This window comes from Brucella sp. GW823-FHT04E01, from assembly GCF_058796175.1.
In genome coordinates this window covers 487,214-511,445 of record NZ_JBXAIK010000003.1, presented here as the reverse complement: position 1 = coordinate 511,445, position 24,232 = coordinate 487,214, and the positions used below count along the sequence as shown (strand labels likewise).

The following is a 24,232-nucleotide window of genomic DNA, read 5'->3' as shown; positions in this document are numbered from 1 at the left end:
GTGAGGCGACAATGATAGAAAAACGCCCAATCTCCAGCCTGATCGGCCATCTGATCCTCATCCTAGGCATCATTATTGTTGCCTTTCCGATCTACTACACCTTCGTCGCTTCAACGATGACGTCAACGCAGATCATTCGCCCGCCAATCTCGCTGTTGCCCGGCGACCATTTCGTCGAAAACTACGGCGAAGCCATCTTTGGCGGTGTGGAGCGTGTTGTTGGTGTAAGTCTTGAACGACTTCTCTGGAACTCGTTCGTGGTCGCAATGGCAATCGCCGTCGGCAAGATCATCATTTCGTTCATGTCGGCTTTCGCGATTGTGTTTTTCCGCTTTCCAATGCGCATGTTCTTCTTCTGGATGATCTTCATAACGTTGATGCTGCCTGTGGAGGTTCGTATCCTGCCGACCTACAAGGTGATCGTGGATCTCGGCATGATCGATACCTATGCCGGGCTTACGCTGCCATTGATGGCATCCGCGACAGCGACATTCCTGTTCCGTCAGTTCTTCCTTACCATTCCGGGTGAACTGGTTGAAGCAGCACGTATCGATAATGCCGGACCATTCCGTTTCATGCGGGATATCCTGCTCCCCCTTTCGAAGACGAATATTGCAGCGCTTTTCGTCATTCTCTTCATTTACGGATGGACCCAGTATCTCTGGCCACTACTCGTTACCAATGATGCCAAGATGAACACGATCATCATCGGCCTGCGCCGCATGGTCGATTGGGCTGACGCATCCACACCGTGGAACTACGTCATGGTAACAGCCATTCTGGCCATCATTCCACCGATCCTCGTTGTGGTGTTGATGCAGCGTTGGTTCGTCAAAGGTCTCGTTGAAACGGAAAAGTAATGAGCAAAATCGTTCTTGATAACGTCCGCAAGAGCTATGGCGGCAATGTAGAAGTCATCAAAGGCGTATCGCTGGAGATTCACGACGGTGAATTTGTGGTGCTGGTAGGCCCTTCTGGCTGCGGTAAATCCACTCTCCTGCGCATGATAGCGGGTCTCGAAGGTATTACATCCGGCACAATCTCCATTGGCGATCGCGTGGTCAACGAAGTAGAACCCGCAGAACGCGATATTGCCATGGTGTTTCAGAACTATGCGCTCTATCCGCATATGACGGTGCGCGAGAACCTCGCCTATGGTCTCAAGAACCGCAAGACACCAAAGGACGAAATCGAGCGCCGCATCGCCAAGGCTGCGAAAGCGCTGGAAATCGAACCTTTTCTTGAGCGCAAACCACGCCAGCTTTCTGGTGGTCAGCGCCAGCGTGTCGCCATGGGGCGCGCCATTGTGCGCGAACCGGCAGCTTTCCTCTTTGATGAACCGTTGTCCAATCTGGACGCGAAACTGCGCGTGCAGATGCGTGTCGAGATCAAGCGCCTACAGCGCTCGCTTGGCACCACCAGCGTTTACGTGACACACGACCAGATGGAGGCCATGACCATGGCTGATCGTCTTGTCGTGCTGAATGCCGGCCATATCGAACAGGTTGGCACGCCGATCGAGCTTTACGAAAAACCTGCCTCCACCTTCGTCGCGACATTTATCGGTTCCCCATCAATGAACCTGCTGCAAAGCACAGAAAGCACCGGTTGGGCGACAGGCAGCGCGGTACAAAAACCTGACGGGAGTTTCACCATCGGTGTTCGCCCAGAGGATATCCGTATTCTGGAGGATGGCGAGCCGGACGCTGACGGATTTAATGCAACCATTCGTATTGAAGCTGTCGAACTCGTCGGCGCAGAAAGCTACATCCACGCTGCGTTGCCAGATGGCAAGCCGCTTATCTTCCGCGTTGCCGGACGGTCGGCACATAACATTGATGAGACTGTCAGAGTTGGCGCTTCCTCTGGAAACGTGCATGTTTTCAACAATGATGGCCAGCGTGTAAATGATTGACATGAAACGGGTTGCGCCCTTCAACGGAGCGCAACCCGCTATAATAATCGATTTCTGTTTTAGAATTTATCGGTTACAGAGAAGTGGAATATTTTTCCGCCTGTGAGGAAATCCCGATAGATGACGCACCAGCAGATACTCTCCTTCGCGGTAATCATACTCATGATGGGGGCGTTTATCTGGGGCAAGTTCCGTTATGATGTGGTCGCACTTTGTGCACTTCTCCTGGCAATAGTAGTTGGGGTCGTACCCTTCGATCACGCATTTTCGGGTTTCAGCGACGACATCGTTATCATCGTTGGCAGTGCGTTGGTGGTCAGTGCAGGTGTCGCACGTTCCGGCCTTATGCAGGCGGCGGTACAGCGTTTCCTGCCAGAAATGAACAGTGTGCGGCTCCAACTTGCAGTGCTGGTGGCAGTCGTCACTGTTCTCTCAGCTTTTGTTAAAAACGTCGGCGCACTGGCAATCATGATACCGGTTGCTTTTCAATTCGCACGTCGTTCCAATGTTTCTCCATCGACCTTTCTCATGCCTATGGCCTTCGGCGCGTTGCTCGGTGGTTTGATGACCCAGGTGGGCACTTCACCCAACATCGTTGTTTCTCGCATTCGCGGCGAAATGGTCGGTGAACCCTTCACCATGTTCGATTTTACGCCTGTCGGCGCTGTACTGTCAGTGGTAGGACTCATCTATCTGGTACTTTTCTACTGGCTTGTTCCACAGCGCACTCGCGAAAACGTATCGCTGGATGAGGCAATCAAGATCAAGAATTATGCTTCCGAAGCACGTATCACCAAGACTTCGACGATGACCGGCAAGCGCGTGACCGATCTCATCAAGGCAGCTGAAGGTGAAGCGATGGTGACTTCCATCATACGCAACGACCAACGATTGACGCCACTTCCCGATACGATCCTGAACGAAGGCGATGTTGTCCTTCTTGAAGGTGATCCCAAGGCGCTCGATGCTGTCATAAGTGCCGGAAAACTTACCTTGTCCGAGAACCGTAATCCGTCCGAGACAAGCGGTTCCACCGACATCGAGGTTGTGGAAGCTGTTATCGGCAAGAATTCGCGCCTTATCGGCCTAACTGCCCAGAGACTTGCCCTTTTTGCACGCTACGACCTGAACCTCCTGGCGGTCAGCCGGCCAGGCGAACGTATTACTGAGCGGCTCAGTGAAGTCATCCTCCGTTTCGGTGACGTGGTCGTACTGCAAGGCAGACAAGCAAATCTGTCCACCTTCCTGCCGGAGTTCGAATTGCTGCCGCTTGCCCGCCGCAAGCTTATGCTTGGCAGCGTTCGGCGCGGGTTGATCCCGCTCGCCATTCTGATCGCTGCCATCGGGGCAACCGCGTTAAGCCTTGTACCAGTGGCGGTGGCTTTCTTTGCCGCCGCTGTCGCCATGCTGCTGTTCAAGGTGATACCTCTCAACGAGGTCTATGACGAAATCGACGGTCCAATTCTGGTGATGCTTGCGGCACTCATCCCGGTTTCGGATGCGCTGCGAACAACCGGCGGCACGGACCTCATCGCAGAAGGGCTCGCCACAATCGGCCATCAGTTACCGCCAGCAGGTGCGTTGGCGCTCATTCTTGTAGCAGCGATGATGGTGACACCATTTCTTAACAATGCTGCGACGGTGCTCGTCATGGCTCCCATCGCCACAAGTTTTGCTTCCGGACTTGGTTTCAAGCCGGAGGCCTTTTTGATGGCGGTTGCGATCGGCGCAGGGTGTGACTTCCTCACGCCAATCGGCCATCAATGCAATACGCTGGTCATGGGGCCAGGTGGTTATAAATTCAGCGATTATCCACGTCTGGGATTACCGCTATCAATCATTATAGCGATTGTAACAGTCCCAACACTAATGTTCTTCTGGCCCTTGAAATAGTCCTAGAACTGAACTGAGCGTATCCATTCGAGACTGTCGGAAACAATTTTTTCCACGGTCTCGGCGATATCTGCGCGGAAGACCAGCGGTTCTCCAACAGGGCTTTCGAGCGTAGCGATCTGGCTTTCCAGCATAGTGACCGGCATAAAATGGCCTGTGCGATGCCCCATATGTTCGTGCAACACTTCAAAACTGCCATCCAGAAAGACAAACAGCACCGGTGTACCAGCAGCAGAGCGGAGACGATCACGATAGCTCTTCTTCAGTGCGGAACAGGAAACAACGATTCCGTCGGTCGAAGCCGCAAGACGTTCACCGATTTTGTCGAGCCAAGGCCAACGATCCTCATCCTGCAAGGGGATGCCTGCTGACATCTTATCGACATTGGACTTCGGATGAAGAGAGTCGCCCTCAAGAAACGGGAGCGCCAGTTCATCGGCAATCTTCTCGCCTACGGTTGATTTTCCGGAACCCGAAACACCCATAACGATAATACGCAGCATCAATTCCTCATACACTCGCGGTCATGCCGCCATCGACGTGCAAAACCTGTCCATTGACGAAAGAGGAGGCATCGCTGCTCAGGAATACCGCAGCGCCGACCAACTCTTCCACGTCACCCCAACGGCCCGCCGGCGTTCTTTTCTCCAGCCATGTCGTAAATTCGGGGTTATCAACCAATGCCTGATTCAGCGGCGTCTTGAAATAGCCGGGAGCAACCGCATTGATCTGCAAGCCATGTCGGGCCCAATCGGTGGCCATGCCGCGCGTCAGGTTACGGATCGCTCCCTTTGTTGCCGTGTAAGGTGCAATGGAAGGTCGCGCCAGTTCACTTTGAACCGAAGCAATGTTGATTATCTTGCCGTGTCCTCGCGGGATCATATGGCGCGCAGCTGCCTGCCCAGCATAAAATGCGCTGGAAATGTTGGTTTCCAGAAGCTGCTGCCACTTCTCGATCGGAAAATCTTCAAGCGGCGCGCGATATTGCATCCCGGCATTATTGACCAGAATATCGAGCGCACCGATTTCCTCTTCAATCGCATCAATAGCTGCACGAACTTCTTCAGCAACCGTCACATCGAACACCGACGCAAAGACCGTATGGCCCTCGTCTTCCAGTAGCGTAACGGCCTTATTCACTTTGTTCTGATCACGGCCATTGATGATTACCGTTGCTCCATGTTCTGCAAGCCCACGAGCCAATGCAAAGCCGATGCCCTGGCTTGAGCCGGTAATCAGGGCTATGCGCCCTTCCAGACTGAATAGTTCGAAAGAAGGAGCCATCAGAAAGTTTCCAATTTGAGACCGACGCGGCTTGCCGCCTGCACAATGTGTTGACGCATCACTTCGCGCGCTCGCAACGGATCACGTGAATGAATCGCATCCCTGATTGCGGTGTGTTCATTGATTGTAATCTCGACAATCTGCTCTAGTACTGCCCGCGCACGCGCCGCATTGATTGCCTGATTGATGCGTTCGGCAATGAAACCCAAAACCAGCGGAAAATATTCGTTATGCGTTGCGGAAGCGAGCGCACGGTGAAATGCCAGATCAGCGGCAATACCGGTATCCGTCCATTTTTTCGAACCGCTCATCTCTGCGAGTGCTTCATTCAGTTGCATCATGTCATGTTCATCATGATGCACCGCAGCAAGCCCCGCCGCTTCTATCTCCAACGCCATTCGCAACTGGAACAGGCTGCGGAAACTGTCACGATTGGCAAGTGTTTCAGGTTCTATGCGGAGAGCATGTCGCCTGTCGGGTTCCGTTACGAACGCACCTACACCCTGTCGGGTTTCAACCAGGCCCTCGTTACGCAACTGGGCAATCGCTTCACGCACAACCGACCGGCTGACACCGAAGCTTTGTGCAAGATTATGTTCTGTCGGCAACTTTTGTCCCGGCAGAAGACTACCTTCACTGATCTGCCGCGTAATTTCCGAAGCAATACGTCCCGGAAGCTGCTCATTACGCCTGATTTCGCCAAACAAATTGATGAAGTCTCCCTGATTGCCCGTGCAAGTGGTGTGTCGTCAGCCTTTTGAAGAGTCAAGAGAAAGCTGGCAGCCCGGATTCATGATATTGTCCGGATCGATGACTTGCTTGATACCTTCAAGCAGTTTTCGCCGTGCAGGGTCAATGCGCTTCTCGAAATCTTCCCTTTTGAGGCGACCAATGCCGTGCTCTGCACTGATGCTGCCTGCATAACGATCCAGAACAGCATTGATCGTTTCTTTTGCAAGCGTGATCTTCATGTCTTTCGTCGCTACATCGAGATTGCTTTCTGGAATGACATTGAGATGCACATTGCCGTCGCCAACATGCCCATAAGAAACGGCGAGACAATCTGGAAGGACCTTGGCCAGTTCCCTTTCTGCTTCTCCGACGAATGATGCCAGCTTTGAAAGCGGGACCGAGATATCGGTACGCAGGTGCTTGCCGCGCAGCGCCTGTCCTTCGTTCATCGCTTCACGAAATGTCCAGAGATTTTGACCTTGCGCACGAGAGGACGCGATTGTCCCGTCAAGAACGAGGCCATCTTCCATCGCGCCCGCGAGAAACTGTTCCATCAAGGATAGTATGTCGACCAGCCCTGAACCCGAGACCTCCATCAAAACATAGGCCGGGTATTGTCCAAGTGGCATGGCAAGCTCCGGCATCGCCTCTTGCGCCAAGGTAAAAGCCACTGGCGGCATAAATTCAAAAGCGGACATCAAATCACAGCACTGCACACGCGCGCGCCGATAAAGGGCAATCACGTCATCCAGCGAATTGAGCCCCAGCAGGGCAGTTTCCACCTTGTCCGGCAAGGGCATAAGTTTTATTGCCACACCGGTCACTACTCCCAAAATGCCTTCTGCCCCGATAAATAGCTGTTTCAGATCAATCCCACGATTGTCTTTCCTCAGCGTCGAAAGGCCATTGAATATTGTGCCGTCTGGCAGCACGACCTCCAGCCCCAGGACCAGCTCACGGGTCATGCCATAACGCAACACGTTGATGCCTCCGGCATTGGTGCTGACATTTCCCCCGATGCGACAGCTTCCCTGTGCACCAAGTGCTAATGGAAAAAACATCCCTTCGGCTGCCAGTTTGTCTTTCAGTTCGGAGAGAATGCAACCGGCATCCACAACCGCCGAAAAATCATCCGGATCAATCTTCCGAATGTGATTCATCCGCTCAAGACTTAGAATGACGAGATTGTCGCGCCCATCCGGTACGCCGCCTTGCACCAAACCGGTATTTCCGCCTTGCGGAATGATAGACAATCCCAGTGAATAGCAGGTTTTAACCGCGGCAGAAACGTCCGCTGTCGAGCGTGGTCGGATCACGGCAACTGCCGTATTCTCCACATCTCCCGGCCAGTCGCGACAATAGCCAAGCATGTCGTTTTTCCCGGTCATAACCAGATCGACGCCCAATAGAGCAACGAGATCAGCCTGCTTGTTTCCAGTCATGTCCCCCGAACCATACATGATATCCTCTTGGCTTTACCGATATGCAATGCGCTGTCGCGGATGTACGACAGTTTTTAAGATGCGGCAGGCTTTTCCGTTTCATTCCTGTGGCAAGACGGAGAAAACTGTTTTCAACGCCTACATATAAGGTTATCAGACAACCCTACAACACAAATCTGGTGGGAGACTGGAGAAGTGTCGTAATGGTAGCCAACGCCACGTTTTCGAGTAGGGTCGGCTGCGAGGCAAGGAGGAGCCTTCTAGATGCATATTGCAATCATCGGCGCTGCCGGCATGGTCGGGCGCAAACTAACGCAGCGCCTTTCAAACGACGGCCATCTCGGGGAAACTCCAGTTGAAAAACTGACACTTATCGATATCGTTGCAGCGGAACCTCCTAAAGGCTTTGCAGGATCGGTCGATACTCTGGCAGCAGATATATCCACCATGGAAACCGCTCAGAAGATCGTGTCAGGACGCCCTGACGTCATCTTCCACCTCGCGGCAATCGTGTCCGGTGAAGCAGAACTAGATTTCGATAAGGGGTATCGAATCAATCTGGATGGCACCCGCCATCTGTTCGATGCGATCAGGCGTGCACACATTGCTGACGGCTATAAGCCTCGCGTGGTTTTCACATCGTCCATTGCCGTTTTTGGTGCTCCGCTCCCCTACCCGATCCCTGATGAATTTCACACGACCCCGTTGACGAGCTACGGCACGCAGAAGGCTATCAGCGAACTTCTGTTGTCAGACTACACCCGGCGCGGTTTCTTCGACGGCATCGGCATTCGCCTGCCAACGATCTGCATACGCCCCGGCAAACCGAACAAGGCTGCATCCGGCTTTTTCTCCAATATCCTGCGTGAGCCACTCTCCGGGCAAGAAGCAATCTTGCCTGTTCCTGAAGATGTCCGGCATTGGCATGCTTCGCCGCGCTCAGCCGTCGGCTTTCTAATCCATGGAGCCACCATCGATACGGAAGCAGTTGGAGCACGTCGCAATCTTTCCATGCCGGGTCTCAGTGCGACTGTAGGCGAGCAGATTGAAGCATTACGTCGCGTTGCGGGGGAAAAGGCGGTAGGTCTGATCCGCCATGAGCCAGACGAAATGATCATGCGTATGGTTGCAGGCTGGGCTCCCGGTTTTGAAGCAAAACGCGCCCAGGCTCTTGGCTTCACCGCAGAAACATCCTTTGATGAGATCATTCGCGTTCACATCGAAGATGAAATGGGAGGCCAACGTTGACACGCAAGATCGCTTTTCTTGGAACCGGCCTGATGGGCGCACCAATGGCCAGTCGGCTTCTGGATGCAGGCTTTGATGTAACCGTCTGGAACCGGAACAGCGCCAAGGCTGCCCCTCTTGCTGAAAAAGGCGCCAAACTTGCTCAGTCTGCCGCTGAGGCAGCAGAGACCGCGGAATTAGTCATCACGATGTTGACCGATGGCCCGGCAGTACGCGACGTCCTTTTCGATCAAGGAGCCGCAGCAGCCTTGAAAAAAGGCAGTGCAGTCATTGACATGAGTTCAATTTCACCAGGCTTCGCACGCGAACATACCAAGCATCTAAAGGCAATTGACATCAATCACATCGATGCCCCGGTTTCCGGTGGCGTAGTGGGTGCCCAGGAAGGCACGCTTGCCATCATGGCCGGAGGAGATGAAGCGATCATCGCAGGCCTTGCCGATGTGTTCAAACCAATGGGACGCCTCACCCGCGTCGGCCCGTCAGGTGCCGGTCAACTCGCAAAACTTGCAAATCAGCAGATTGTCGCCGTAACTATCGGAGCAATCGCTGAAGCAATGGTTCTGGTTGAAAAAGGTGGTGGGTCGCGGGCAGCATTCCGCGACGCTATCCGCGGTGGTTTCTGTGAAAGCCGCATTCTCGAACTGCACGGCAAACGGATGATTGACCGAAGTTTTGAACCAGGCGGCACATCGCGCATCCAGCTCAAAGATCTCAATTCGATCCTCAAGACTGCGAGCGACCTATCGTTGAGCTTGCCATTGACCGAGACCGTACGCGAAGCCTTCGCAGCTTTCGTGGACGAAGGCGGTGGTGAGAAGGATCACAGCGCCCTGCTCCTTCATCTTGAAAAGCTCAATGAAGGTCAGAAAAGCTAGTTTGCAGGCAATCGAGCTGCATTGGGAGGTGCAATGAAGATCACCGCAATCGAAACCATCCGTATCGCCGAACGGCCAAACCTGTTGTGGGTGGAAGTTCATACGGACGAAGGAATTACCGGACTCGGTGAGACCTTTTTCATGTCCGAGACCGTCGAGGCCTATCTCCACGAATATGTTGCGCCGCGCGTTGTCGGTCGCGATCCTTTGCAGATTGATCTGCTGGCATCTGACCTTGTGGGTTATCTCGGTTTCCGTTCAACCGGCGCGGAAGTGCGCGGCAACTCCGCTTTCGATATTGCCCTGTGGGATCTATACGGCAAAGCTACCAACCTCCCGATTGCTCAACTTCTCGGCGGCTTCAGCCGTCAGTCCATCCGAACCTATAATACCTGCGCCGGAACTGAATACATCAAGAAGGCTACCGGCCAGCAATCCGCCAATTATGGTCTGGCGGGTGCTGGCGCTAATTGTGACGATCTTAATGGCTTCCTGCACCGCGCAGACGAGCTTGCGCTCTCGTTGCTGGACGAGGGCATAACGGCGATGAAAATCTGGCCATTCGACATGGCGGCAGAAAAGACACGCGGGCAGTATATCTCTCAACCTGATCTAAAGGCGGCATTACAGCCTTTCGAGAAAATCCGTGCAGCCGTCGGTGACCGCATGGATATCATGGTTGAATTTCATTCAATGTGGCAGCTCTTACCCGCCATGCAGATCGCCCGCGAACTCGCGCCTTTCAAGACCTTCTGGCACGAAGACCCGATCAAGATGGATAGTCTTGGCAGTCTCAAGCGCTATGCGGAAGCAAGCATAGCGCCGATCTGTGCCTCTGAAACACTGGGGAGTCGCTGGGCGTTCCGTGATCTTCTCGAAACGGGTGTAGCTGGCGTCGTCATGCTCGATTTGAGCTGGTGTGGCGGCATTTCAGAAGCCCGCAAAATTGCCGCCATGGCGGAAGCTTGGCATCTGCCGGTCGCGCCACATGATTGTACAGGACCAGTCGTTCTGTGTGCTTCAACACACCTGTCACTGAATGCACCGAATGCCCTCATTCAGGAAAGCGTCCGCGCATTCTACAAGACCTGGTATCGCGATCTGGTCACGGCCCTGCCCGAAGTGAAGAACGGGATGATCACGGTTCCACCCGGTGCGGGACTTGGCATGGAACTTCACCCAGAAATGGACAAGGCCTATACCGTCAGCCGAAGGAAAACAGATCGATCTAATTTTTGATGTTGGCTCGGCCTAAAGTCTGGACACAGCCCCAGACTGCTAATAACAATAACGCTCTTGTTGTCAGACATCCTGACAACATATGACCTATGGGAAAGGTCATGAAATGGGAGGATATCTGTGCAAGACAAGCGTGAAGTGAAAGCAACGGCGATTTTGCCCGAGGACAGCCATTCTGCGATCTTGATCGGTCGCGTATGGTCGAAAGCCGAAAACGGCCCTTGTCCAGTACTGGTAAAAGACGGTTATGTGCACGATATATCCAGCTTGTCCGCTACAGTTTCGGGTCTTCTGGAGCACAACTCACTGTTACGCGAGTTAGATGGCACAGAAAACTTCACCAATCTTGGCTCTCTGGACGATTTTCTTTCCGGTGATTGTGGAGAGTTGCTTGCTCCCATCGATCTGCAATCGATTAAAGCAGCCGGTGTCACCTTTGCTGACAGCATGCTTGAACGCGTGATCGAAGAACAGGCAAAAGGCGACCCCTCCCGCGCCCGTGAAATTCGCGAACGTCTGGCCCCTGTCATTGGCGACAATTTGAGAGGCGTCGCAGCTGGTTCCGAAAAGGCGGCGGAGGTTAAAGCGCTCCTTCAAGAAATGGGGCTCTGGTCACAATATCTGGAAGTGGGTATTGGCCCTGATGCAGAGATTTTCACCAAGTCCCAGCCGATGTCCGCCGTTGGATGCGGCACAACTGTCGGTATTCTACCGATTTCACAATGGAATAATCCTGAACCGGAAGTGGTTCTGGTCGTCGCTTCTGATGGACGCATTGTTGGAGCAACTCTGGGCAACGACGTCAATCTCAGGGACGTCGAAGGGCGTTCGGCTCTTTTGCTCGGCAAAGCCAAGGATAACAATGCGTCTTGCGCTATCGGCCCATTCATTCGCCTGTTCGATGGCGAATTCACCATGGACGTGTTGCGCAAGCTCAAGCTGTCGCTGACTGTTCACGGAGCTGACGGTTTCGAGATGACCGGCGAAAGCCCTATGGAAGCGATTAGTCGCGATCCTGAAAATCTTGCATCGCAGATGATGAACCGCAATCATCAATACCCAGACGGCGCCGTGTTGTTCCTCGGCACGATGTTCGCACCTGTCAAGGACCGTCGCGGTGTCGGACAAGGTTTCACACATGAAGTCGGCGATCGTGTGGAGATATCAACCCCCAAGCTCGGTCGCCTCGTCAATTGGGTCGACCGGACCGACAAATGTCCCGAATGGACATTCGGCATAAGGGCGCTGATCCGAAACCTGCAAGCGCGCAATCTGCTCGATAAAATTTGAGGACGGATATATGACGAAAGCCATAGACTTCTTCTACAAGATGCTTGGCGCAATTCTCGTCTTCCTCCTCGCCGGCATGGCCATTATGGTCTTCGTCAACGTGATTTTGCGCTACGCCGCAAATTCCGGATTGACCGTATCGGAAGAACTTGCGCGTTATTTCTTCGTCTGGGTATCGTTTCTCGGAGCCGTTCTTACTTTTCGCGAGAACAGCCATTTGGGCATCGAGACGCTCGTTGCCCGCTTCGGACGGCAGGGCCGCATTACCTGCATGGCGATCAGCTATCTGATCGTCGCACTGTGTTCGGGAATTTTCTTCTGGGGCACATGGAAACAATTCGACATCAACGCCAGCATGGTTGCACCCGTCACCGGGCTCTCGATGATCTGGGTTTACGGCGTCGGACTATTCACCGGCGGCGCAATGTTCATCATTGCGGCCGAGCGTTTCCTGCGCGCTGTCACCGGTCGTCTGACCGATGAGGAAATTGCCACCTTTGCGGGCGAACATTCGCTCGATCATCTGATGGAGTAAACGACATGACGCTTGTAGTATTTGTCGGCTCACTCCTCAGCGCTATGGCCATTGGTGTTCCGATCGCCTTCTCGCTTATGTTCTGCGGTGTCATTCTCATGTTGTACATGGGGATGTTCAACACGCAGATCATAGCGCAGAACATGATTGCTGGTGTTGACTCCTTCACCCTTCTGGCAATTCCGTTCTTCATTCTGGCTGGTGAACTAATGAATTCGGGCGGCTTGTCCCGTCGCATCATTGATTTCGCCATAGCTTGCGTTGGCCATATTCGAGGTGGTCTCGGTGTCGTTGCCATTCTTGCGGCCATCATTATGGCCAGCGTATCGGGTTCAGCTGCTGCAGATACTGCAGCGCTTGCCACGATCCTCGTCCCCATGATGGCGAAAGCGGGCTATAATATCCCGCGCTCTGCCGGACTGATGGCTGCCGGCGGCATTATCGCACCTGTTATCCCGCCATCTATGGCTATGATCGTATTCGGCGTTGCCGCCAATGTATCCATAACGCAGCTTTTCATGGCAGGCATTGTACCAGGTCTGATGATGGGTATCGCCCTGCTCTTCACGTGGCAGATCGTCGTCAGAAAAGACAACCTCAAAGTGCTTCCCAAGCAATCCGGCAAAGATCGGCTGCAAGCAACCGGACGCGCACTGTGGGCGCTGGGCATGCCAGTCATCATTCTAGGTGGCATACGTATGGGCGTCATGACACCGACGGAAGCAGCCGTGGTAGCCGCAGCCTACGCCCTCTTTGTCGGTATGTTCATCTACCGCGAGCTGCGGTTTGTCGATCTTTACGGCGTCTTCCTGCGAGCAGCCAAGACAACATCCATCATCATGTTTCTCGTCGCCTCGGCGCTGGTTTCGTCATGGCTGATAACGGCCGCAAATATTCCCGCAGAAATCAGTGGCTATATTGCACCGTTAATCGACAGCCCAAAACTGTTGATGTTTGCGATCATGATCCTGGTGCTGATTGTTGGAACGGCATTGGATCTCACGCCGACAATTCTCATCCTGACGCCAGTTCTGATGCCCATCGTGAAGCAGGCGGGTATTGATCCGGCTTATTTCGGTGTCCTGTTCATCATGAATAACAGTATCGGGCTTATCACGCCCCCAGTGGGCGTCGTGCTGAATGTCGTGAGCGGCGTCTCAAAGGTTCCGCTAGGAAAAGTGGTCGCAGGCGTAAATCCGTTCCTGATTTCGCAGGTGATCGTATTGTTGCTGCTGGTTCTGTTTCCAAGCCTCGTATTGGTACCCATGAACTGGCTTCATTAGGTTTAACATCAACTCTGGGAGGAGAGTTCAATGAGAAAACTGATTATGCTGGCAACGACCGCCCTTGTGGCGGGAGCGCTAACCGTTCCTGCATTTGCAGAGTTTCAGGATCGCAATATTCGCGTTTCGAACGGCATTAACGAGGATCATCCCGTCGGCAATGGCATCAAGGCAATGAATGAATGTCTTGCTGAAAAGTCCGGCGGCAAGATGAAGATAACTGCGTTCTGGGGCGGTGCACTCGGAGGTGATTTGCAGGCCACACAGGCACTGCGTTCCGGTGTGCAGGAAGGCGTCGTCACGTCGTCATCGCCGCTCGTTGGCATCGTTCCTGCACTTGGCGTCTTCGATCTGCCATTTCTCTTCGCAAATGATAAAGAAGCAGACGCCGTCGTCGATGGCCCCTTCGGCAAGATGATGGACGAAAAGCTTGCTGCTGTTGGCCTCGTCAATCTGGCCTATTGGGAAAATGGCTTCCGAAATCTTTCGAACTCAAAACATCCCGTCAACAAGTGGGAAGATTTCAGCGGCATGAAAGTCCGCGTGATGCAGAACAACATCTTCCTCGACACATTCCAGAACTTTGGTGCCAACGCTACTCCGATGGCTTTCGGTGAAATTTTCTCAGCGCTGGAAACAAAGGCTATCGATGCACAGGAAAACCCTTACGTCACAATCGATACGTCCAAGTTCTACGAAGTGCAGAAATACGTAACGGAAACGAAACATGCCTATACACCGTTTCTGTTCCTTTACTCCAAGCCGATCTTCGACACGTACTCACCGGAAGAACAGGCCGCCTTGCGTGAGTGTGCCGTAGTCGGTCGCGACGTTGAACGCAAAGTCATTCGCGAACTGAACCAGAAGTCGCTCGAGAAGATCAAGGAAGCGGGCCTGGAAGTAAACACACTGTCACCGGAAGAGCATGCTCGCATGCTTGAGAAGTCCCAGCCGATCTATGCCAAATATAAGTCCCAGATCGGCGATGACATTATCGACGCAGTGCAAAAGCAGCTTGGTGAAATCCGCAAATAGTAAAAGCCTGAACCAAAAGAACAGGCCGCGCTCTTTGCGCGGCCTGTTTCATTTCATTCAGGCTGCTTTCAGGCGGTTGTTGACGCGTTCAGCCAACTTGCGAGCACGTACAAGACTGTCGGCTTGTTCGGTACTGAAACGATCTTCTCCGATTTCCATGATCAGGAATGTATCGGGCAAAAAAGTCAGTTCGTCGAAAATTTCTTCCCACGGAATATCACCCCAGCCGATCGGCAGGTGCAGATCGCCGATACCGAGTGCTGTTGCCTCGGCAGGATGATAAAACTTGGTCATCGTATAAGGACGGCCAAAACTATCGTGAACGTGCAGATGTCCGGTCACAGGAGCCATAGCGCGAATTTGCGGACGCCAGTCAATCCCCAGACGTGTGCATTCAATATAGGCATGGCTGAAATCGATCAGACCGCAAACGGAAGAATGATTGACCGCAACTACTGTTTCGGCAACCTGAGCCGGTGTCTGGCGATATTCAGCATCGCTCATCGCGAAAATATTCTCCAGCGCGATCCGGACGCCATAAGTTTTCGCAAGCTCCGCCATTTCGGCGAGCGCGTCCCGTTCCATCTTGTCGAGGTCGGGAATACGAGAAAGTGCAGGCATCGGAGCATGGCCGGAGTGATGAACCAGAACTTCCGCTCCGACACGGTCACAGAGTTCCAGCATCGCCCGAACAACCGCCTTTTGATAATCCAGATGCTCTCGATCCATGAAGTTGGAAACAATCTGTCCGTGAACGCTGTAGCGCATGTCGAACTGTCTGGTGATATCGATGAGACGATCCACGCGATGCGGAATGAGACGACCGCCTGAGATTATTTCCTCGCCATATAGCGACAGTTCGACAGCTTCCGAACCGAGTTCGACGATATTGCGGATTGCGCCCTCAAGCGTGCTGAAATTACCGTCACCCGTAGGGGTGCAGAAGCCAATCGCTGATATTGTATGGTCAGAGGTCATGATGCTCGTCCTGTCAGACATGAAAAATGCGCGAGCCGAATATCCGGCATCGCGCATCCCCTCTGGCATGTGCCTATTTCAGGCGTATGACCATATGAAACGATTTCTCCTCAATTGAGAGGAATAGCGTTTCCATCTTTGCTCGCCTGATAAGTGCCGGACAATTCGTCATACTTGGCGAAAATAGCATCGAGCCTTTTGCCGAGACGATGGCGGTCAGCGTCTGGTAGCGACGCAACCATCTTCGGAATCGAATGACTGTGCCAGAAGGTATTATCGCGGTTATACCCACCCGGCTCCAGCGTGAAGACTTCCTTGAGAATCTTCAAGTCGTGAGGGATCGAGAAAGCATCTCGTGAATCCTCATGGCTGAACAGGTAGTAAAAATTGTCGAAACCGCTCCAGGTAATGGCCGAAAGGCACATGGAGCAAGGTTCATGAGTGGAAAGAAAGACCATGTCTTTCGTATCCGGACGTCCATTCTCCGGCATTTCGTAGAAACGCTTCAAAGTGTGCACTTCACCGTGCCAGAGCGGGTTTTCAGTCTCGTTGTTGGTTTCCGCAAGAACAAGGGATAGATCTGATTTGCGCAACAAAGCTGCGCCGAAAACCTTGTTGCCTTCCGCAACACCTCGTTCGGTCAGCGGAATGACATCCTGCTCAATAACGTCGATCAGTTTTTCAAGCAGTTTCAGTTCATCTGTTTGCACAGTTCTATTCCTCCCGATGTTGCAGAAAAGCGCCGGACCGTTTCGGTCCGACGCATCTATTGTTACTCCGCAAAGAATGCGAAGCGGATGACGAAGAGTGCAGCAACCAACCAGGTCGCAAGATGCACATCACGTGCCTTGCCGGTGAAGGCCTTGAGCACGACGTAGCTGATGAAACCGAAGGCGAGACCGTTTGCGATCGAATAGGTGAACGGGATAGCCAAAGCCGTCAGTGCAGCAGGCGCGGCTTCCGTTACATCGTGCCATTCGATCTCAGTCAGTTCACGCATCATCAAGCAAGCGACGTAGATCAGAGCCGGTGCCGTAGCATAGGCCGGAACCGAACCGGCGAGCGGCGAAATGAACAAGGCTGCAAGGAAAAGGAGTGCAACAACCAGAGCCGTCAGACCCGTGCGACCGCCAGCCTGAACGCCAGACGCGCTTTCAACATAAGCTGTCGTAGAAGACGTACCGAGAAGCGAGCCACCAAGGATTGCCGTGCTATCGGCAAAAAGGGCGCGTCCGAGACGGTTTGGTTTACCCGGTTCGATCAGACCACCACGCTTTGCCACGCCAATCAGCGTGCCAGTGGCGTCAAAAACTTCAACCAGTACGAAAACCAGAATGACGTGCAGAATGCCGGTATGCAGAGCGCCCATCACATCAAGCTGAAGGAACGTTGGCGCCAAGCTCGGAGGAGCCGAGAAAACGCCGCCGAACTGGCTGATACCGAGAGCAATCGATGCGACGGTGACGACAAGAATACCGATGAGGATCGCACCGCGAACTTTCAGGGCATCCAACACTGCAATGATGAAGAAACCGGCGATCGCCAGCAGCGGGCCAGCTTTCGTCAGATCCCCCAGACCGACCAAAGTTGCCTGGTTGCCAACAACCACCCCAGCGCTTTTGAGGCCGATCAGGGCCAGGAACATGCCGATACCCGCAGCAATTGCGCTACGTAGCGAATGCGGAATGCCTTCGACCAACCAGCGGCGTACACCCGTCACCGTCAAGATCAGGAAGATAATGCCGGAAATGAAAACGGCACCAAGCGCCTGCTGCCAGGAAAAGCCCATCGCCCCGACCACAGTGAAGGCGAAGAAGGCATTGAGCCCCATGCCGGGCGCCATGCCGATAGGCCAGTTCGCAACGAGCGCCATAATGATCGAGCCGAGAGCTGCCGCAAGGCAGGTGGCAACGAAAACAGCGTTTCGATCCATACCCGTAGTGGACAGAATGTCCGGGTTTACGAAGATGATGTAAGACATCGTCAGGAAGGTCGTCACGCCGGCAATGATTTCCGTTCTCGCCGTAGTGCCGTGTTCCTGTAATTTGAACAGCTTTTCGAGCATCGTCCCTCCAAGGCAAGCGCCCGTCAATTGGCGCCTCAGTTCGCGTTAATTCACGACGCGCAACTTGTTGCGCTTCGTAAAGAGCCGAGCTGAGGCAACCTATGCGATTGCCATAATGTTAGTTGCCGCTGCAGATTTGCAGTCGGACAAGTTCCCCATACACCCATCACGGACAAAAGCACAGTTCTGCCGCGTGAATGCCAGTTTGTTGACATGATTTAGTGTGGACTGAGATTTCATCACGCGCCAGTCACTCATTTGCCGGGAAATATTTGAAACAGATTCAAAAAAGACAATTTGCGAGAGGGGCGCGATTATTTCTAACTAACTGATTGAAATGGGCTTTGTAAGAGCAAAGCCGTGCCATACATGCCAAGAGCAAAAAAAGTATGTGCAATAAGATTGAGCAAACGTACATTACCCGCATTCGGCAATTTTGAAGCCGCCCAACCGATTCCCAAACCGGGTTGCAACAAAAACCACCCTGCCGATACTGTCAGTATACCGAAAATCCAAACCGGCAAAAAGACCGGGTCGGAAAACCATTCCGCACCACCATAAATGGCAAAGATGACACCGTAAAGAATACCGACCGCATAATGCCCAATCCAGCCAAGTGCTACTTCATGCTTATAGGGCTTGGCATCAGAAATATTATCGTGGAAAATTTGCCCGTGGCGGAGATGCCAGAACCAGCGACCGACCAGCCCCCAATTCGGGCGCCTCTGCCCTGGTATTGCGGCCAGTATCAGCGCCCACAAGTCCATTACGACGGTTGCGCCAATTCCAATCAAAATCCCGCGCCAGATAATATCCATACTGTATCTGCCTTTGCGTCATCGGGCGGCCAGATAAGCCTGACACCGCCCGATGCGCAAGAGCTAGATTGCGTGCACTCCTGCATTCCACGCAATACTGACTAGCAATAATTTAGAACAATAAACGCAACACCAACCGGCAATAGACATTGCTATGAAATATGAGGCGATGAAGTTTAGCAAACAAACCGCAGTTTAAAACGGAAACGCCGTATCTTCATCGCCTGCCCCCGCAAATACAAGCTGGCGGAAAATTGCGTTGGCGACAACAGCGATCTGTCCCAAAATGGTACGGATTATGTCTCATTAGCGATAAACAGCTGAATAATGAGCGGGCAAGAAACTAAAGCTGTAACGACTGGGAAAGCGGCATCGCGCAGTCAGAACCACAGACCTTCAGGTCAAGAAACTATTTAAGGGGCAACGCATAAAACAAAAGCGCCGGGACTGGAGACCGACGCTTTGTTACTTTATTCGATTTTCACTTATGGGGCGATCTTTCGAGAGAAACGCCATAAGCTATTACTTACCGAAAACGGCGCTGTGAATCTGCGAACGCGAAACACCGATATCGGCAAGAAGATGGTCGTCCATTGCACCGAGCTCACGGATAGCGCGGCGGCGGGACACGAACTGCTGTACTTTCTGACGAATGTTCATTTGCTTTCTCCTCGTTTGGATGATTATCAGATAGGCGTTTGCCCAAATTTCCACCACGGATATGATTGCAAATGAGGCATGCGTTTTTGCTTGAGCTCAAAACCTTGAAAAGGTCGAATTTACTTCTTTTCCAAGCAATGGCCCAATTATAGTCTTAAATGCGAATTTTCAGAAAAGCCTTTTGCCAATAAGCTTCTAATCGATTAAGGGAGCGGCAGGAACGAACTCCTCCCCCCGTTTCTTTCGGACATTGACATGCTTTACGGTATTTTTCTCGCGTTTGCGTCCTATGCGGCATTCGCTGTAAGCGACGCCTGCGTCAAGTTTCTTGATGGCACGCTGTCACCTTACGAAGTGGCATTCTTCGGCGCTGTACTTGGTCTGCTGGCTATTCCATTTACAAAGAAAGCTGACGATGTCTGGCGCGATATGTTTCGCACCACCAATATCAAAATGTGGCTATTGCGAACCGTAACGGCGGCTATGGGAACAATAGGAAGCGTTACGGCATTCACACATCTCTCTATGGCGGAAGCCTTCGCGCTCATTTTCCTTCTTCCAGCCTACGTGACTATACTTTCAGTAGTATTCTTGAAGGAACAGGTTGGCTGGCGGCGATGGTCAGCGGTTCTGATCGGCTTTATCGGCGTTCTGATTGTGCTCCGTCCCGGGTTCAGGGAGCTCTCGATCGGCCACCTAGGCGCACTGGCGGCTGGCATGGGCGGTGCGATGAGCATCATCATCTTCCGCGTCATGGGTAAACATGAAAAGCGCATATCGCTTTATACAAGCGGACTTGTCGGCCCGATCATCATCTGCGGGTTTTTGATGGTCCCGTCCTACGAGCCACCAAATACCGAGCAATGGGTTTATCTCGCAGGCTATGGCCTTCTCGCCGCGCTAGCCAATATCCTGCTGATGCTTGCAGCCCAACGTGCGCCAGCAAGTGCAATTGCGTCCCCACAGTATAGCCAGATGATATGGGCGATCCTTTTCGGATATTTTGTTTTCCACGATCACATAGATATGCCCATGCTGATCGGCATCGTTCTCATTACCATTTCCGGTCTCTTCACCTTTATCCGCGAAAGGCAACGCGGTGTCGAGGGGCCTCCGGCTGTCGTCACATCGGAACCAACTCCCGCGCTTGTTGAAGACAAGGCCGAACAATCTTGAAAGCGAACAGTGACAAGTTCGCGCTTGTCTCCGGCGTTGCCTGCTCCTACGATATAGGTAGCCTGTCCACGGTTGATGAAATAACGCTTCAAACAGAAGTGCTTAGGACGTTAACCTGATTCAACCATATCAAGACGCTTTGAGCATTTTTCCGATAACGATTTGTGTTTGACAGCGCTCTGACGCGGGCAGAAGCACGAGAAATATATTGTCAAAGGACTAGGGAAATGACCGATAAACGCGCGATGTGGACCTATTACAAGGGCGAATGGCGTGAAGGCGATGTTCGCATTCTCGGTGCAGCCTCACAAGCGACCTGGCTTGGTTCGCTGGTATTTGATGGTGCACGCCTCTTTGAAGGCGTAACACCAGACCTTGACCGCCATTCTGCCCGCGCCAATGATTCAGCTCGTGTTTTGGGATTAGAACCGACACTTTCCGCCAATGACATCGAGACGCTTGCGCGTGAGGGCCTGAAAAAGTTCACGCCTGGAACAGACGTTTATATCCGCCCCATGTACTGGGCAGAAGAAGGTGACGCCAGCGCAGTCGCTCCGCTCGCATCGTCAACGGATTTTGCACTCTGCCTTGAAGCGATCCCCATGGTCGAGCCGAAGGGTTTCACGGTCACCACGACATCGTTCCGTCGGCCATATCTGGAAGTCATGCCGGTCAATGCCAAGGCCGCCTGCCTTTATCCGAACAACGCGCGCATGCTGCGCGAGGCAAAGGCAAAAGGCTTTCACAATGCGCTGGTGACCGACGTGCTTGGCAACGTTGCGGAGACAGCAACCTCAAACGTCTTCATGGTACGTGGTGGCGAGGTTTTCACACCAGCGCCCAATGGTACATTCCTCAACGGCATTACTCGCCAGCGCGTAATCGGGCTTTTGCGCACAGCAGGCGTCACCGTCCATGAAACCACTTTGAAGATCGAAGATTTCCGCGAAGCGGATGAAATCTTCTCGACAGGCAATATGAGCAAAGTTGTGCCAATTGTCGGTTTTGATGATCGCAAACTTGAATATGGACCACTGACGAAGCGGGCGCGGGCGCTTTACTGGGAATGGGCCCACGCCTGACATCCAATCACAACATCTCTGGCCCAACGCCGGAGATGTTTTCTCCCCCCACCGCAAAGCTGCCCTATCACATGCTCGAACACACGCCTCTTTTTCTCACAATCGCAGTCATTGCGGCATTTCTTGTTGGGCTTTCGAAAGGTGGGTTGCCGTCCGTCGGTACGCTCGCGGTTCCTTTGATGGCGCTGGTCATATCGCCGGTCACCGCCGCCGCACTTTTGCTTCCGATCTATGTCATCAGCGACATGTTTGGCCTATATCTTTATCGCCATCACTTCTCGGCACGCAATCTTGCAATCCTGACCCCAGCAGCAATTCTCGGCGTTGGCGTTGGTTGGATGTTCAGCGCACATCTTTCTCCTACCTTCATCGGAATGCTGGTCGGCTTGGTCGGCATCCTTTTCTGCTTCAATGCTTGGTTCGGGGCGCGTTACCGCAAAAGCGCGCGAAAGGCGGATGTTCCTGGCGGCGTCTTTTGGGGCGTTCTCACAGGTCTGACCAGCTTTGTCTCTCATTCCGGGGCGCCACCGTTCCAGATGTACGTGCTGCCGCAGCATCTTCCAAAACTCGTCTTCGCCGGCACCTCGACTATTCTTTTTGCCATCGTCAACGCCGCAAAACTCGTTCCCTACTGGCAGTTGCAGCAGTTCTCCAATCTCGATACCTCGCTCGGCCTTTGGTTGGTCCCTGCCGCAGTCATCGGCACCTTCGTCGGTGCCAAACTAACCCGGATAATGCCCGACGGTCCGTTTTTCCTGCTCGTGCAGCTGACCTTGTTTGGACTTTCCATCAAGCTGATTGCCGACTGGATCGTGCCTTATTTCTTCGGTTGAATACACCCGACGACCGCTTGCAACACATCATCCCTTCAGTCACGATGCGCTCATCGAGCGCCTTTTGGGAGAGAGGAAGCGGGGATGGAGAATGCGGATGCAATCATCATCGGTGCCGGATTAGCTGGGCTTGTTGCCGCTCATGAGTTGGCTCTTGCGGGTCGCAAAGTCATTCTTCTCGAACAGGAAGGTGACAATTCCATTGGTGGACAAGCGTTCTGGTCACTCGGCGGATTATTTATGGTCGACAGCCCGGAACAGCGTCGCCTTGGCATCAAGGACAATATCGACCTCGCGCGGCAGGACTGGTTCGGATCGGCACAATTTGACCGGCCGGAAGATCGTTGGCCGAAACGCTGGGCCGAATCCTATCTGGAGTTTGCCGCAGGAGAAATGCGCTCATGGCTGCATGGTCTCGGCATGCGCTGGTTTCCTGTTGTTGGCTGGGCGGAGCGTGGCGGAGCAAAAGCCGATGGTCACGGCAATTCAGTGCCACGCTTTCATGTAACCTGGGGAACAGGACCTGCTGTCGTAGCACCATTTGAACGATCGCTCCGTGCAGCAATCAGCAAAGGGCTCATAACCCTAAAATGCCGTCATAGAGTCAATAGTATCGCCACTACCGGCGGGCGCGTCAGTGGTGTCTATGGAGAGGTGCTGGTGCCATCGACTGTCGAGCGCGGGCAATCTTCGTCACGCGACACCATTGGCGAATTTGCCTATTTTGCTGACTGTGTAATCGTCACATCTGGCGGCATAGGCGGTGACCCCGACAAGGTTCGAAGGGCATGGCCGCGCGACAGGCTCGGCATTCCCCCGAAAGAAATGGTATTGGGAGTACCAGCTCATGTTGATGGACGCGGCATAGATATTGCCGTGGCTGCGGGCGGGCATGTCATCAATGCTGATCGCATGTGGCACTATACGGAAGGCGTGCGAAACTGGAACCCGATCTGGCCGAACCATGGCATTCGCATTCTGCCGGGGCCTTCTTCCATTTGGTTCGACGCTAAGGGCAATCGTCTTCCCGCTCCCTATCTTCCTGGCTTCGACACTCTTGGCACGCTCAAACATATTCTTTCGACCGGCTACGACTATTCGTGGTTCATCCTGACCGAAAAAATCATCCGCAAAGAGTTCTCTCTGTCCGGATCGGAACAAAATCCGGACCTCACGGGCAAAAACTGGAAGCTTTTGCTTAAAAGTCGCCTCGGTAAAGCGCCACCGCCGCCGGTCCAAGCCTTTCTCGATAACGGAGCAGATTTCATCACAGCTGGAACACTGGATGAGCTCATTGCAAAAATGAACGGTTTGACGGGAGAGAAGCTTCTGAAGCCTGACCATATCCGTGATCAAATCGAAGCGCGAGATCGCGAGATCGTCAACCGCTACTCCAAGGATGCTCAGGTGATGGCGGTCCATAATGCCCGAGCCTATATCGGTGACCGTCTCACGCGCGCCGTGCCGCTGCATTCTCTGCTGGAACCCTCCAACGGTCCGCTTATTGCCGTCAAACTTCATATTCTGACACGCAAGACACTTGGCGGTTTACATACCGATATGGACGCCCAAGTTCTCAATGCGGCAGGAGAAAAGGTGCCCGGTCTATACGCTGCAGGCGAAGCTGCAGGCTTCGGCGGTGGCGGCTATCATGGGTACAATGCACTTGAAGGCACATTCCTCGGCGGCTGCATCTTTTCCGGACGAACGGCCGGTCGTGCAGCTGCCGCGGCAACATCGCTCTAGTGAAAGACAAGACGGCAACATCGGCCTTTATCGACCGCATTCCATATATGAGTTTTTTATTTTTTGAAGCAGCGCTCGCTCTCGAAACCCTATGCAATGC

23 protein-coding genes are annotated in these 24,232 nt (G+C 53.2%); 14 read left to right on the top strand and 9 right to left on the bottom strand.

The genetic code is table 11. The annotated features are described in order from the left end of the window. The first annotated feature begins 11 nt into the window (after nucleotides 1-11). The 3 genes from ugpE (at nucleotide 12) to AC1RHM_RS12790 (ending at nucleotide 3,808) form a co-directional block, all read left to right on the top strand. Complete coding sequence (ugpE, locus tag AC1RHM_RS12800; protein ID WP_010658939.1) at nucleotides 12-860, top strand: sn-glycerol-3-phosphate ABC transporter permease UgpE; 849 nt, start codon at nucleotides 12-14, stop codon at nucleotides 858-860. Next, entirely contained in the window at nucleotides 860-1,915 is a 1,056-nt protein-coding gene (locus AC1RHM_RS12795; protein ID WP_010658940.1) for a sn-glycerol-3-phosphate import ATP-binding protein UgpC, read from the top strand. The genes ugpE and AC1RHM_RS12795 overlap by 1 nt, the downstream gene beginning before the upstream one ends. A 120-nt stretch (nucleotides 1,916-2,035) precedes the next feature. Next, entirely contained in the window at nucleotides 2,036-3,808 is a 1,773-nt protein-coding gene (locus AC1RHM_RS12790) for an SLC13 family permease (protein WP_010658941.1), read from the top strand. A gap of 2 nt (nucleotides 3,809-3,810) precedes the next feature. Here the strand turns inward: AC1RHM_RS12790 and AC1RHM_RS12785 are convergent, their stop codons facing one another. The 4 genes from AC1RHM_RS12785 to AC1RHM_RS12770 are packed head-to-tail and all read right to left on the bottom strand — an operon-like array spanning nucleotide 3,811 to nucleotide 7,284. Continuing rightward, nucleotides 3,811-4,311: a gluconokinase gene (locus tag AC1RHM_RS12785; protein ID WP_010658942.1), complete on the bottom strand. Its 501-nt coding sequence runs from the start codon at nucleotides 4,309-4,311 to the stop codon at nucleotides 3,811-3,813. Nucleotides 4,312-4,318: 7 nt separating this feature from the next. Further along, nucleotides 4,319-5,092 (bottom strand): SDR family oxidoreductase, encoded by a 774-nt coding sequence (locus AC1RHM_RS12780; protein WP_010658943.1) that lies wholly within the window; start codon nucleotides 5,090-5,092, stop codon nucleotides 4,319-4,321. After that, nucleotides 5,092-5,799: a FadR/GntR family transcriptional regulator gene (locus AC1RHM_RS12775; RefSeq protein ID WP_010658944.1), complete on the bottom strand. Its 708-nt coding sequence runs from the start codon at nucleotides 5,797-5,799 to the stop codon at nucleotides 5,092-5,094. The genes AC1RHM_RS12780 and AC1RHM_RS12775 overlap by 1 nt, the downstream gene beginning before the upstream one ends. 42 nt (nucleotides 5,800-5,841) lie before the next feature. Beyond that, nucleotides 5,842-7,284, bottom strand: coding sequence for an FAD-binding oxidoreductase (locus tag AC1RHM_RS12770; RefSeq protein WP_010658945.1), 1,443 nt, complete (start codon nucleotides 7,282-7,284; stop codon nucleotides 5,842-5,844). Nucleotides 7,285-7,530: 246 nt separating this feature from the next. Between AC1RHM_RS12770 and denD the strand changes: the two genes are divergently transcribed. From denD to AC1RHM_RS12735, 7 genes are all read left to right on the top strand, one after another. Further along, nucleotides 7,531-8,514 (top strand): D-erythronate dehydrogenase, encoded by a 984-nt coding sequence (denD, locus tag AC1RHM_RS12765; protein ID WP_010658946.1) that lies wholly within the window; start codon nucleotides 7,531-7,533, stop codon nucleotides 8,512-8,514. Then, the gene (locus AC1RHM_RS12760; RefSeq protein WP_010658947.1) at nucleotides 8,511-9,392 is read left to right on the top strand and encodes an NAD(P)-dependent oxidoreductase; all 882 of its coding nucleotides are present in this window, start codon (nucleotides 8,511-8,513) and stop codon (nucleotides 9,390-9,392) included. Before denD ends, AC1RHM_RS12760 begins: the two co-directional genes overlap by 4 nt. 33 nt (nucleotides 9,393-9,425) lie before the next feature. After that, nucleotides 9,426-10,631, top strand: a complete 1,206-nt coding sequence (locus AC1RHM_RS12755; RefSeq protein ID WP_010658948.1) for a mandelate racemase/muconate lactonizing enzyme family protein — start codon at nucleotides 9,426-9,428, stop codon at nucleotides 10,629-10,631. Nucleotides 10,632-10,751: 120 nt separating this feature from the next. Next, on the top strand, nucleotides 10,752-11,921 hold the full coding sequence (locus AC1RHM_RS12750) for a fumarylacetoacetate hydrolase family protein (RefSeq protein WP_010658949.1): 1,170 nt from the start codon (nucleotides 10,752-10,754) through the stop codon (nucleotides 11,919-11,921). A 10-nt stretch (nucleotides 11,922-11,931) separates the two neighbouring features. After that, nucleotides 11,932-12,456 (top strand): TRAP transporter small permease, encoded by a 525-nt coding sequence (locus tag AC1RHM_RS12745; protein WP_010658950.1) that lies wholly within the window; start codon nucleotides 11,932-11,934, stop codon nucleotides 12,454-12,456. A 5-nt stretch (nucleotides 12,457-12,461) separates the two neighbouring features. Beyond that, nucleotides 12,462-13,739 (top strand): TRAP transporter large permease, encoded by a 1,278-nt coding sequence (locus AC1RHM_RS12740; RefSeq protein ID WP_010658951.1) that lies wholly within the window; start codon nucleotides 12,462-12,464, stop codon nucleotides 13,737-13,739. 30 nt (nucleotides 13,740-13,769) lie between these two features. Then, nucleotides 13,770-14,774 carry a TRAP transporter substrate-binding protein gene (locus AC1RHM_RS12735; RefSeq protein WP_010658952.1) on the top strand — a complete coding sequence of 335 codons (1,005 nt, stop codon included), beginning with the start codon at nucleotides 13,770-13,772 and terminating at the stop codon, nucleotides 14,772-14,774. A 57-nt stretch (nucleotides 14,775-14,831) separates the two neighbouring features. Here AC1RHM_RS12735 and AC1RHM_RS12730 read toward each other — a convergent pair whose 3' ends face one another. From AC1RHM_RS12730 to AC1RHM_RS12710, 5 genes are all read right to left on the bottom strand, one after another. Continuing rightward, nucleotides 14,832-15,752, bottom strand: a complete 921-nt coding sequence (locus tag AC1RHM_RS12730) for a sugar phosphate isomerase/epimerase family protein (protein WP_036563545.1) — start codon at nucleotides 15,750-15,752, stop codon at nucleotides 14,832-14,834. Between the two features lie 110 nt (nucleotides 15,753-15,862). Continuing rightward, nucleotides 15,863-16,462, bottom strand: a complete 600-nt coding sequence (locus AC1RHM_RS12725) for a nucleoside deaminase (protein ID WP_010658954.1) — start codon at nucleotides 16,460-16,462, stop codon at nucleotides 15,863-15,865. Nucleotides 16,463-16,524: 62 nt separating this feature from the next. Then, entirely contained in the window at nucleotides 16,525-17,817 is a 1,293-nt protein-coding gene (locus AC1RHM_RS12720; protein WP_010658955.1) for an NCS2 family permease, read from the bottom strand. 320 nt (nucleotides 17,818-18,137) lie between these two features. Continuing rightward, nucleotides 18,138-18,635 carry a DUF2938 domain-containing protein gene (locus AC1RHM_RS12715; RefSeq protein WP_036578490.1) on the bottom strand — a complete coding sequence of 166 codons (498 nt, stop codon included), beginning with the start codon at nucleotides 18,633-18,635 and terminating at the stop codon, nucleotides 18,138-18,140. Nucleotides 18,636-19,157: 522 nt separating this feature from the next. Beyond that, nucleotides 19,158-19,295 (bottom strand): DUF1127 domain-containing protein, encoded by a 138-nt coding sequence (locus AC1RHM_RS12710; RefSeq protein WP_010658957.1) that lies wholly within the window; start codon nucleotides 19,293-19,295, stop codon nucleotides 19,158-19,160. A 255-nt stretch (nucleotides 19,296-19,550) separates the two neighbouring features. Between AC1RHM_RS12710 and AC1RHM_RS12705 the strand changes: the two genes are divergently transcribed. From AC1RHM_RS12705 to AC1RHM_RS12690, 4 genes are all read left to right on the top strand, one after another. Continuing rightward, complete coding sequence (locus AC1RHM_RS12705; RefSeq protein WP_010658958.1) at nucleotides 19,551-20,471, top strand: DMT family transporter; 921 nt, start codon at nucleotides 19,551-19,553, stop codon at nucleotides 20,469-20,471. Between the two features lie 227 nt (nucleotides 20,472-20,698). Further along, nucleotides 20,699-21,553, top strand: a complete 855-nt coding sequence (locus AC1RHM_RS12700) for a branched-chain amino acid aminotransferase (RefSeq protein WP_029375981.1) — start codon at nucleotides 20,699-20,701, stop codon at nucleotides 21,551-21,553. Nucleotides 21,554-21,624: 71 nt separating this feature from the next. Further along, nucleotides 21,625-22,386 carry a sulfite exporter TauE/SafE family protein gene (locus AC1RHM_RS12695; RefSeq protein ID WP_010658960.1) on the top strand — a complete coding sequence of 254 codons (762 nt, stop codon included), beginning with the start codon at nucleotides 21,625-21,627 and terminating at the stop codon, nucleotides 22,384-22,386. An 84-nt stretch (nucleotides 22,387-22,470) separates the two neighbouring features. Further along, nucleotides 22,471-24,132, top strand: coding sequence for an FAD-binding dehydrogenase (locus tag AC1RHM_RS12690; RefSeq protein ID WP_010658961.1), 1,662 nt, complete (start codon nucleotides 22,471-22,473; stop codon nucleotides 24,130-24,132). Nucleotides 24,133-24,232: the final 100 nt, after the last annotated feature.

Bases quoted from the DNA above. Each gene is read 5' to 3' on its own strand.
- ugpE (WP_010658939.1), top strand. From the start codon at position 12: ATGATAGAAAAACGCCCAATCTCCAGCCTGATCGGCCATCTGATCCTC.
- AC1RHM_RS12795 (WP_010658940.1), top strand. From the start codon at position 860: ATGAGCAAAATCGTTCTTGATAACGTCCGCAAGAGCTATGGCGGCAAT.
- AC1RHM_RS12790 (WP_010658941.1), top strand. From the start codon at position 2,036: ATGACGCACCAGCAGATACTCTCCTTCGCGGTAATCATACTCATGATG.
- AC1RHM_RS12785 (WP_010658942.1), bottom strand. From the start codon at position 4,311: ATGCTGCGTATTATCGTTATGGGTGTTTCGGGTTCCGGAAAATCAACC.
- AC1RHM_RS12780 (WP_010658943.1), bottom strand. From the start codon at position 5,092: ATGGCTCCTTCTTTCGAACTATTCAGTCTGGAAGGGCGCATAGCCCTG.
- AC1RHM_RS12770 (WP_010658945.1), bottom strand. From the start codon at position 7,284: ATGTATGGTTCGGGGGACATGACTGGAAACAAGCAGGCTGATCTCGTT.
- denD (WP_010658946.1), top strand. From the start codon at position 7,531: ATGCATATTGCAATCATCGGCGCTGCCGGCATGGTCGGGCGCAAACTA.
- AC1RHM_RS12755 (WP_010658948.1), top strand. From the start codon at position 9,426: ATGAAGATCACCGCAATCGAAACCATCCGTATCGCCGAACGGCCAAAC.
- AC1RHM_RS12745 (WP_010658950.1), top strand. From the start codon at position 11,932: ATGACGAAAGCCATAGACTTCTTCTACAAGATGCTTGGCGCAATTCTC.
- AC1RHM_RS12740 (WP_010658951.1), top strand. From the start codon at position 12,462: ATGACGCTTGTAGTATTTGTCGGCTCACTCCTCAGCGCTATGGCCATT.
- AC1RHM_RS12735 (WP_010658952.1), top strand. From the start codon at position 13,770: ATGAGAAAACTGATTATGCTGGCAACGACCGCCCTTGTGGCGGGAGCG.
- AC1RHM_RS12730 (WP_036563545.1), bottom strand. From the start codon at position 15,752: ATGACCTCTGACCATACAATATCAGCGATTGGCTTCTGCACCCCTACG.
- AC1RHM_RS12720 (WP_010658955.1), bottom strand. From the start codon at position 17,817: ATGCTCGAAAAGCTGTTCAAATTACAGGAACACGGCACTACGGCGAGA.
- AC1RHM_RS12715 (WP_036578490.1), bottom strand. From the start codon at position 18,635: ATGGATATTATCTGGCGCGGGATTTTGATTGGAATTGGCGCAACCGTC.
- AC1RHM_RS12710 (WP_010658957.1), bottom strand. From the start codon at position 19,295: ATGAACATTCGTCAGAAAGTACAGCAGTTCGTGTCCCGCCGCCGCGCT.
- AC1RHM_RS12705 (WP_010658958.1), top strand. From the start codon at position 19,551: ATGCTTTACGGTATTTTTCTCGCGTTTGCGTCCTATGCGGCATTCGCT.
- AC1RHM_RS12700 (WP_029375981.1), top strand. From the start codon at position 20,699: ATGACCGATAAACGCGCGATGTGGACCTATTACAAGGGCGAATGGCGT.
- AC1RHM_RS12695 (WP_010658960.1), top strand. From the start codon at position 21,625: ATGCTCGAACACACGCCTCTTTTTCTCACAATCGCAGTCATTGCGGCA.
- AC1RHM_RS12690 (WP_010658961.1), top strand. From the start codon at position 22,471: ATGGAGAATGCGGATGCAATCATCATCGGTGCCGGATTAGCTGGGCTT.